Here is a 9171-nt window from a genome sequence, read left to right on the forward strand (position 1 = left end):
GATAACCCGGCCGCCGAAATGGCGGCCGCTGGCTTTTACCGCATCGCCCTCGGCGTGGAATACAAAGGCTCGCGCTATCGCGGCTGGCAGCGCCAGGCGTCAGGCGTGTTGACGGTACAGGAAACCCTGGAGAAGGCGCTGTCGAAAGTGGCTGACTCCCCGGTGTCATTGATGTGCGCCGGACGTACCGATGCCGGTGTGCATGCCTGCGGCCAGGTGGTGCACTTCGATACCCAGGCCGAACGCACGATGAAGGCCTGGGTGATGGGCGCCAATATCAATTTGCCCCATGATGTCAGCGTCAGTTGGGCCAAGGTCATGCCTGCGCACTTTCATGCGCGCTTCAAGGCGATTGCCCGGCGTTATCGCTATGTGATCTATAACGACCAGATCCGTCCCGCGCACCTCAACGAAGAAATTACCTGGAACCACCGTCCGCTGGATGCCGAGCGCATGGCCGAGGCTGCGCAGCATCTGGTAGGGGTGCATGATTTCAGTGCGTTTCGTGCCGGCCAGTGCCAGGCCAAGTCGCCGATCAAGGAAGTCCACCACCTGCGGGTGACTCGCCACGGCAAGATGATCGTGCTGGACATCCGCGCCGGTGCCTTCCTGCACCATATGGTGCGCAACATTGCGGGCGTATTGATGACCATCGGCACCGGCGAGCGCCCGGTGGAATGGGCCAGGGAAGTGCTGGAAAGCCGCATCCGCCGCACGGGCGGCGTCACGGCGCATCCGTTTGGCCTGTACCTGGTGGACGTGGAGTACCGCGACGAGTTCGAGCTGCCCCAGCGTTTCATCGGGCCACACTTCCTCACAGGGTTCAGTGAACTTGGCGGCTGACGCCTGGAAAAGCTTTTGTTACCATCCGGGACTTTATCGGTCCAACCCCTGAGGTTTCTACGACATGCCTGCCGTTCGCAGCAAGATTTGCGGGATTACCCGCATAGAAGACGCGCTGGCGGCAGTCGAGGCGGGGGCGGATGCCATTGGCCTGGTGTTTTATGCCAGGAGCCCACGGGCGGTGAATGTGTTGCAGGCGCGGGCGATCATTGCAGCGCTGCCGCCGTTCGTGACCACCGTGGGCTTGTTCGTCAACGCCAGCCGCTGCGAACTCAACGAAACCCTGGATGCCGTGCAGCTGGATATGCTGCAATTTCACGGCGACGAAACCCCGGATCAATGTGAAAGCTACCAACGCCCGTATATCAAGGCGTTGCGGGTCAAGGCGGGTGACGATATCGCGAGGGCCTGCGCTGCCTATTCCGGCGCGCGTGGCATTCTGTTGGATACGTATGTCGAAGGCGTACCCGGTGGTACCGGCGAAGCGTTCGATTGGTCGCTGATCCCCGCAGGATTGAGCAAGCCGATCATCCTGGCCGGGGGGCTCAACCCTGGGAATGTCGGTGCGGCGATTCAACAGGTCCGGCCGTATGCCGTGGATGTCAGCGGTGGGGTAGAGCAAGGCAAGGGCATCAAGGATCACGACAGGATTCGCGCATTCATGCACGCGGTGCGCAACAGCTGTGGCGGGATGTGACGGCTGGCAGTCTGCCGCCGTCCATAACTACCACTGTGTAAAACAGCCCGGCGCCGCCTGAGGGAGGCCCGGAAATGAAGTGGCAACCTGCGCAGGCAGGCTGTCTGGAAGGCTGAGGATGCAGGCTGGAAATGGCAGGTCGAACGTCTGACCCCGTCCAGCCTGCGTCATCGCCACATATGAATTTAGCTCAAGGGCATACGCGGGGCTGTGTTCAAGCCACCGGTACTGGAGAAAGAAAGCATGAGCAACTGGTTAGTAGACAAACTGATCCCTTCGATCATGCGTTCCGAGGTGAAGAAAAGCTCGGTTCCTGAAGGTCTGTGGCACAAGTGCCCATCCTGCGACGCGGTGCTGTACCGCCCTGAGCTGGAAAAGACCCTGGATGTTTGCCCCAAGTGCAACCACCACATGCGTATCGGCGCCCGCGCCCGCATCGACATCTTCCTCGACGCCGACGGCCGTAACGAGCTGGGCGCCGACCTGGAGCCGGTCGACCGTCTGAAGTTCCGCGACGGCAAGAAGTACAAGGACCGCCTGACCGCTGCGCAAAAGCAGACCGGTGAGAAGGACGCGTTGATTTCCGTCAGCGGCAAGCTGCTGGGCATGCCGGTGGTGGTGTCGGCGTTCGAGTTCTCCTTCATGGGCGGCTCCATGGGTGCCATCGTCGGCGAGCGCTTCGTGCGCGCGGCCAACTACGCCCTGGAAAACCGTTGCCCGATGATCTGCTTCGCCGCCTCCGGTGGTGCGCGGATGCAGGAAGCGTTGATCTCCCTGATGCAAATGGCCAAGACCTCTGCGGTGCTGGCGCGTCTGCGCGAAGAAGGCATTCCGTTCATCTCCGTGCTGACCGACCCGGTCTACGGCGGTGTTTCCGCCAGCCTGGCGATGCTGGGCGACGTGATTGTCGGTGAGCCAAAAGCGTTGATCGGCTTTGCCGGCCCGCGCGTGATCGAGCAGACCGTGCGCGAAAAACTGCCGGAAGGCTTCCAGCGCAGCGAGTTCCTGCTGGAGCACGGCGCAATCGACCTGATCATTCCGCGCGGTGAGCTGCGTCCACGCCTGGGTAGCCTGCTGGCGCAGATGATGGGCCTGCCGACACCTGTTTACGTCGCGCCTAAAGTCGAGCCGATCGTTGTGCCGCCGGTGCCTGCGAACCTATGACCCAACGTACCCTGGGCGAATGGCTCGCCTACCTCGAGCAGTTGCATCCGTCCGCCATCGACATGGGCCTGGAGCGCTCGCAACAGGTAGCGGCCCGCCTTGGGTTGGGCCGGCCGGCGCCGCGTGTGATCACGGTGACCGGCACCAACGGCAAGGGCTCTACCTGTGCCTTTGTTGCCGCGCTGCTGCAGGCCCAGGGGCTGAAAGTCGGCGTGTACAGCTCGCCGCACTTGCTGCGTTACAACGAGCGGGTGCAACTCAATGGCGTCGAAGCCAGCGATGAGCAACTCTGCGAAGCCTTCGCCGCACTTGATGCCGGGCGCGGTGAGATTTCCCTGACTTACTTCGAAATGGGCACCCTGGCGGCGTTCTGGCTGTTCGAGCGTGCGCAGCTGGATGTGGTCGTATTGGAAGTGGGCCTGGGCGGGCGCCTGGACACCGTCAACGTGGTGGATGCCGACCTGGCTCTGGTCACCAGTATTGGCGTGGACCATGCCGACTACCTGGGGGATACCCGCGAGTCCGTGGCTTATGAAAAGGCCGGGATTTTCCGCCCGGGCAAGCCTGCGCTGTGCGGTGACCTGGATCCGCCGCAGCCCTTGCTGGACAAGGTGCGTGAGCTGGACTGCCCATTCTTCCTGCGTGGCCGCGAATTCAATCTCGAAATCGGTGACCGGCACTGGCAGTGGCGCGGCCGGGATGCCAGTGGGCAGGCTGTGGAGCTGCGTGATCTGCCCTTGCTGAACCTGCCGATGGAGAACGCCGCACTCGCGCTGCAAGCCTATCTGTTGCTGGACCTGCCTTGGCAGGCTGAGCAGATTGCTGCGACGTTGCTGGCGACCCGCGTGGTAGGGCGCCTGGATCGCCGGGTGTTCGACTGGCACGGCAAGCGCCTGAACCTGCTGCTGGATGTGGGGCATAACCCCCATGCCGCCAGCTACCTGGCGCAACGCCTGGCGCGCACGCCGCCGTCGGGGCGTCGCCTGGTTGTATTCGGCTTGCTTGCCGATAAGGACCTGAAGGGCGTGGTTGCACCGTTGCTGGGCAGTGTCCAGGCTTGGGCGGTCGCGCCGCTGGATACGCCCCGCAGTCGTCCGGCCCATGAGCTTGAGATCGCGTTACAGAACCTTGGTGCGCCGGTGGCGTCGTATGCAAGCGTGACTGCTGCCCTGGAGGCACAGTGCGCGGTGGCGACGGCCGAGGACGAGATTCTGTTGTTCGGATCATTTTATTGTGTTGCCGAGGCGCTTGAGTGGTTGGCCCGGCGCTCCACGGAGGAAGCTGCACATGGCATTACTGGATAGCGCATACAAGCAGCGAATGGTGGGAGCCCTGGTGCTGGTGGCATTGGCGGTGATTTTCCTGCCGATGCTGTTTTCCCGCCAGGACGAGCAGCGCCAGGTGGTTGTCGAGGCTCCGGCTGCGCCCCAGGCACCGGCGGTGCCGCAAGTGCAGGTGGAACCGGTGGTGGTGCCTGAGCCGCAGGCGTTGCCTGAAGAAGAGCCGGTGCCGACTGACGATGAGGTGGCTGCGCAGCAGGCGCCGTCGATGCCGGTGCAGCCAAGCGTGCCGGTGGTCAAGCCGACACCTGCTCCGGCGGTCGCCGCCAAGCCGGCGACACCTGCGCCTGCGCCCAAGCCTGTAGCGCCGCAGCCTGCCGCGCCGGGCAAGCCGGATGTGGGTCAGAGCCGTATCGACCCGAATGGCTTGCCGATCAGTTGGTCGATCCAGGTGGCCAGCCTGGGCAACCGTGAAGGCGCCGACGCCTTGCAGAAGAAGCTGCGTGCCCAGGGCTACAACGCCTACATCCGTAGCGCCGACGGCAAGAACCGGGTGTTTATCGGGCCGCTGATCGAGCGCGCCGAGGCGGATCGGCTGCGGGATTTGCTGGACCGTCAGCAAAACCTGAAGGGCTTCGTGACCCGCTTCCAGCCTGAGCGCGGCTGAGTCCTTGGAATGCAATCCAATGGGGGAGGGGCAAACCCCTCTCACATTGGTTTTGCAGTGGGGTTGAAATCGGGCTGGCTCGCCACAAACTATTGATTTGCAAAGCAGCCGCAATCACAGCTTACCGACAGCCCGACGCTCTGCTAAAATGCGCCGCCTTATCCGTCCGTAGGCTCAAACGTGCCATTTACCTGGGTTGACTGGGCGATCGTTGCAATCGTCGCCATCTCCGCTTTGATCAGTCTAAGCCGCGGCTTCGTAAAAGAAGCACTGTCGTTGCTGACCTGGATCATCGCAGGAGTCGTAGCCTGGATGTTCGGCGGTTCATTGTCGGTCTATCTGGCCGGATACATCGAGACACCTTCGGCTCGCGTCATCGCGGGCTGCGCCATCATGTTCATCGCCACGCTGCTGGTGGGGGCAATGGTCAATTATCTTATTGGCGAGTTGATACGTGTCACCGGCCTCTCCGGGACCGATCGATTTCTCGGCATGGCCTTCGGTGCCGCGCGTGGCGCGTTGCTGGTGGTCGTGGCGGTCGGGCTGTTGAGCCTGGGGCCGGTACAGCAGGATTCGTGGTGGCAGGAGTCGGTACTCGTGCCAAAATTTCTATTGGTTGCAGATTGGTCCAAGAACCTCATCTTGGGGTGGAGCAGTCAGTGGCTGGCCAGCGGAATCAGCGTACCCGCTGATCTTCCGTTCAAGGAACACCTCTTGCCGGCCAAAACGCCGCAGTAAGTTGTGTTCAGTCAAGATTCATTAAGTAGGGGTTGCGTCGCATGTGTGGCATCGTCGGTATCGTCGGTAAGTCGAACGTCAATCAGGCGCTGTATGACGCGCTAACCGTCCTCCAGCACCGCGGCCAGGACGCTGCCGGTATTGTGACCAGCCACGACGGCCGGTTATTCCTGCGCAAGGACAATGGCCTGGTACGTGACGTGTTCCATCAGCGTCACATGCAGCGCCTCGTCGGGCACATGGGCATTGGCCATGTGCGTTACCCGACTGCTGGTAGCTCGACTTCGGCCGAAGCTCAACCGTTCTACGTCAACTCGCCTTACGGCATTACCCTGGCGCATAACGGTAACCTGACCAACGTTGAGCAACTGGCCAAGGAGATTTACGAATCTGACCTGCGCCACGTCAACACCAGCTCCGACTCGGAAGTGCTGCTCAACGTGTTCGCCCACGAGCTGGCCCAGCGCGGCAAGCTGCAGCCGACCGAAGAAGACGTGTTTGCCGCCGTGATCGACGTGCACAATCGTTGCGTCGGCGGTTACGCCGTCGTTGCGATGATCACCGGCTACGGCATCGTCGGCTTCCGTGACCCCCACGGTATTCGCCCAATCGTGTTCGGCCAGCGTCACACCGACGAAGGCGTCGAGTACATGATCGCGTCCGAAAGCGTGTCTCTGGACGTGCTGGGCTTCACCCTGATCCGCGACCTCGCGCCGGGCGAAGCGGTGTACATCACCGAAGACGGCAAGCTGCACACCCGTCAGTGCGCTGTCGCGCCGAAACTCACTCCGTGCATCTTCGAACACGTCTATCTGGCGCGTCCGGATTCGATCATCGATGGTGTGTCGGTGTACAAGGCGCGCCTGCGCATGGGCGAGAAGCTGGCCGACAAGATCCTACGCGAGCGTCCCGAGCACGACATTGACGTGGTGATCCCGATCCCGGACACCAGCCGTACCGCTGCGCTGGAATTGGCCAACCACCTGGGCGTCAAGTTCCGCGAAGGCTTCGTGAAGAACCGTTACATCGGTCGCACCTTCATCATGCCGGGCCAGGCGGCGCGCAAGAAGTCGGTGCGCCAGAAGCTCAACGCCATCGAGCTGGAATTCCGCGGCAAGAACGTGATGCTGGTGGACGATTCCATCGTGCGCGGTACCACCTGCAAGCAAATCATCCAGATGGCCCGTGAAGCCGGTGCGAAGAACGTGTACTTCTGTTCCGCAGCGCCTGCCGTGCGTTACCCGAACGTGTACGGTATCGACATGCCGAGCGCCCACGAACTGATCGCACACAACCGCACGACCCAGGACGTGGCCGACCTGATCGGCGCCGATTGGCTGATCTACCAGGACCTGCCGGACCTGATCGAAGCGGTCGGCGGTGGCAAGATCAAGATCGAGCAGTTCGACTGCGCCGTGTTCGACGGCAAGTACGTGACCGGTGACGTCGACGAGGCCTACCTGAACAAGATCGAGCAGGCGCGTAACGACTCGTCGAAGATCAAGACCCAGGCGGTCAGCGCGATCATCGATCTGTACAACAACTGAGTAGACACCGGCCCTGAGGGGCCGGTTTTGTATCTTAAATAAAGAATTGAGTAAGGAGTCGCAGCATGAGTCAGGAATGGGATGCCGGTCGGTTGGACAGCGACCTCGATGGCGTAGCTTTCGATACCCTGGCTGTGCGCGCCGGCCAGCACCGTACCCCGGAAGGTGAGCACGGTGACCCGATGTTCTTCACCTCCAGCTATGTGTTCCGCACGGCGGCCGACGCCGCGGCGCGCTTTGCTGGCGAAGTGCCGGGTAACGTTTATTCCCGCTACACCAACCCGACTGTGCGCGCGTTCGAAGAGCGTATCGCGGCCCTGGAAAGCGCAGAGCAGGCGGTGGCAACGGCCACCGGCATGGCGGCGATCCTGGCGGTGGTGATGAGCCTGTGCAGTGCCGGCGACCACGTGCTGGTGTCGCGCAGCGTGTTTGGTTCGACCATCAGCCTGTTCGAGAAGTATTTCAAGCGCTTCGGTATCGAAGTGGACTACGTGCCCCTGGCGGATCTGTCCGGCTGGGGTGCGGCGATCAAGTCCAATACCAGGTTGCTGTTCGTCGAGTCGCCGTCCAATCCGCTGGCCGAGTTGGTGGATATCGCCGCGTTGTCCGAAGTGGCTCACGCCAAAGGCGCGATGCTGGTGGTCGACAACTGTTTCTGCACGCCGGCCTTGCAGCAGCCGCTGAAGCTGGGCGCGGACATTGTGGTGCACTCGGCCACCAAGTTTATCGATGGCCAGGGCCGTTGCATGGGCGGCGTGGTTGCAGGCCGCAGCGAGCAGATGAAGGAAGTGGTGGGCTTCCTGCGCACCGCCGGCCCGACCCTGAGCCCGTTCAATGCCTGGATCTTCCTCAAGGGCCTGGAAACCCTCAGCCTGCGGATGAAGGCCCATTGCGCCAACGCCCAGGCCCTGGCCGAGTGGCTGGAGCAGCAGGACGGTATCGAAAAAGTGCATTACGCCGGCCTCAAGAGCCACCCGCAGCACGCATTGGCCCAGCGCCAGCAACGTGGTTTCGGCGCCGTGGTGAGTTTTGAAGTGAAGGGCGGCAAAGAGGGCGCCTGGCGCTTTATCGATGCGACGCGCCTGATCTCCATCACGGCCAACCTGGGCGACAGCAAGACCACCATTACCCATCCGAGCACCACGTCCCACGGACGCCTGGCGCCGCAGGAGCGTGAGGCGGCCGGTATCCGGGACAGCCTGATCCGCATCGCGGTCGGCCTGGAAGATGTCACGGATCTGCAGGCTGACCTGGCTCGCGGGCTGGCTGCCTTGTGATCGAGTGGTCCCTGGAGGCCGCGGCGGCCAGTAATGGGCGCGTCGCCCTGGTGACGGGCGCGGCGCGGGGTATTGGCCTCGGGATTGCGGCGTGGCTGATCAGCGAAGGCTGGCAGGTGGTCTTGACCGACCTCGACCGCGAGCGCGGTTCCAAGGTGTCCAAGGTGCTGGGCGAAAACGCTTGGTTTATCACCATGGACGTGGCTGACGAGAAACAGGTGGCCCAGGGGGTCGCCGAAGTCCTGGGGCAGTTCGGTCGCCTGGACGCGTTGGTCTGTAACGCTGCGGTGGCCGACCCGCACAATATCACCCTGGAAAGCCTCGATCTGGCCTACTGGAACCGCGTGCTGGCCGTTAACCTGAGTGGGCCGATGTTGCTGGCCAAGCATTGTGCGCCCTACCTGCGTGCCCACGGCGGGGCCATCGTCAACCTGGCCTCGACCCGGGCTCGTCAGTCTGAACCGGATACCGAAGCCTACGCGGCGAGTAAAGGGGGGCTGTTGGCCCTTACTCACGCCTTGGCGATCAGCCTCGGGCCGGAAGTGCGGGTGAATGCGGTCAGTCCTGGCTGGATCGATGCCCGCGATCCAGCTGCGCGGCGTGCCGAGCCTTTGACCGATGCCGATCATGCCCAGCATCCGGCGGGCAGGGTGGGTACGGTAGAGGACGTGGCAGCGATGGTGGCGTGGTTGCTGTCGCGCCAGGCCGGGTTCGTCACCGGGCAAGAGTTTGTGGTGGACGGGGGCATGAGCAAGAAGATGATTTACAGCGAGTAGGACAGGTAGCCGTCTTGAAGCCATTTTGTCTTTTTCAGAAAAACTTCAAGCAGGCTATTGACTTAGGTCCGCTACCTGCGTAAATTTCGCGGCCTCAACGAAGCAAAGGGTGATTAGCTCAGCTGGGAGAGCATCTGCCTTACAAGCAGAGGGTCGGCGGTTCGATCCCGTCATCACCCACC

General features: G+C 62.4%; 9 protein-coding genes and 1 tRNA gene. All 10 read left to right on the forward strand.

Features of this window, described 5'->3' with window-relative positions:
- Window positions 1-18: 18 nt before the first annotated feature.
- The 10 genes from truA to AC07OP_RS31035 all read left to right on the forward strand — a co-directional run bounded on the left by truA (window position 19) and on the right by AC07OP_RS31035 (window position 9169).
- The gene (gene truA, locus AC07OP_RS30990) at window positions 19-843 is read left to right on the forward strand and encodes a tRNA pseudouridine(38-40) synthase TruA (protein ID WP_027604074.1); all 825 of its coding nucleotides are present in this window, start codon (window positions 19-21) and stop codon (window positions 841-843) included.
- A 64-nt stretch (window positions 844-907) separates the two neighbouring features.
- On the forward strand, window positions 908-1540 hold the full coding sequence (locus AC07OP_RS30995) for a phosphoribosylanthranilate isomerase (RefSeq protein WP_495103255.1): 633 nt from the start codon (window positions 908-910) through the stop codon (window positions 1538-1540).
- A gap of 243 nt (window positions 1541-1783) precedes the next feature.
- On the forward strand, window positions 1784-2704 hold the full coding sequence (accD, locus tag AC07OP_RS31000) for an acetyl-CoA carboxylase, carboxyltransferase subunit beta (RefSeq protein WP_027604076.1): 921 nt from the start codon (window positions 1784-1786) through the stop codon (window positions 2702-2704).
- On the forward strand, window positions 2701-4008 hold the full coding sequence (gene folC / locus AC07OP_RS31005) for a bifunctional tetrahydrofolate synthase/dihydrofolate synthase (protein ID WP_495103256.1): 1308 nt from the start codon (window positions 2701-2703) through the stop codon (window positions 4006-4008). Before accD ends, folC begins: the two co-directional genes overlap by 4 nt.
- A complete protein-coding gene (locus AC07OP_RS31010; protein WP_027604078.1) occupies window positions 3992-4651 on the forward strand; it encodes an SPOR domain-containing protein in 660 nt (219 codons plus the stop codon). The genes folC and AC07OP_RS31010 overlap by 17 nt, the downstream gene beginning before the upstream one ends.
- 180 nt (window positions 4652-4831) lie before the next feature.
- Window positions 4832-5389: a CvpA family protein gene (locus tag AC07OP_RS31015; RefSeq protein ID WP_003192538.1), complete on the forward strand. Its 558-nt coding sequence runs from the start codon at window positions 4832-4834 to the stop codon at window positions 5387-5389.
- A 41-nt stretch (window positions 5390-5430) separates the two neighbouring features.
- A complete protein-coding gene (gene purF / locus AC07OP_RS31020) occupies window positions 5431-6936 on the forward strand; it encodes an amidophosphoribosyltransferase (RefSeq protein WP_027604079.1) in 1506 nt (501 codons plus the stop codon).
- Window positions 6937-7001: 65 nt separating this feature from the next.
- Entirely contained in the window at window positions 7002-8213 is a 1212-nt protein-coding gene (locus tag AC07OP_RS31025) for an O-succinylhomoserine sulfhydrylase (RefSeq protein WP_368964123.1), read from the forward strand.
- 11 nt (window positions 8214-8224) lie between these two features.
- Window positions 8225-8989 (forward strand): SDR family oxidoreductase, encoded by a 765-nt coding sequence (locus AC07OP_RS31030; RefSeq protein WP_027604081.1) that lies wholly within the window; start codon window positions 8225-8227, stop codon window positions 8987-8989.
- Between the two features lie 107 nt (window positions 8990-9096).
- Window positions 9097-9169 (forward strand) — tRNA-Val (locus AC07OP_RS31035).
- The last annotated feature ends 2 nt before the right edge of the window (window positions 9170-9171 follow it).

This window comes from Pseudomonas sp. GW821-FHT09D08, assembly GCF_059416305.1.

Coding starts and splice junctions, on each gene's coding strand:
- truA (WP_027604074.1), top strand. CDS start 19: ATGGCGGCCGCTGGCTTTTACCGCATCGCCCTCGGCGTGGAATACAAA.
- AC07OP_RS30995 (WP_495103255.1), top strand. CDS start 908: ATGCCTGCCGTTCGCAGCAAGATTTGCGGGATTACCCGCATAGAAGAC.
- accD (WP_027604076.1), top strand. CDS start 1,784: ATGAGCAACTGGTTAGTAGACAAACTGATCCCTTCGATCATGCGTTCC.
- folC (WP_495103256.1), top strand. CDS start 2,701: ATGACCCAACGTACCCTGGGCGAATGGCTCGCCTACCTCGAGCAGTTG.
- AC07OP_RS31010 (WP_027604078.1), top strand. CDS start 3,992: ATGGCATTACTGGATAGCGCATACAAGCAGCGAATGGTGGGAGCCCTG.
- purF (WP_027604079.1), top strand. CDS start 5,431: ATGTGTGGCATCGTCGGTATCGTCGGTAAGTCGAACGTCAATCAGGCG.
- AC07OP_RS31025 (WP_368964123.1), top strand. CDS start 7,002: ATGAGTCAGGAATGGGATGCCGGTCGGTTGGACAGCGACCTCGATGGC.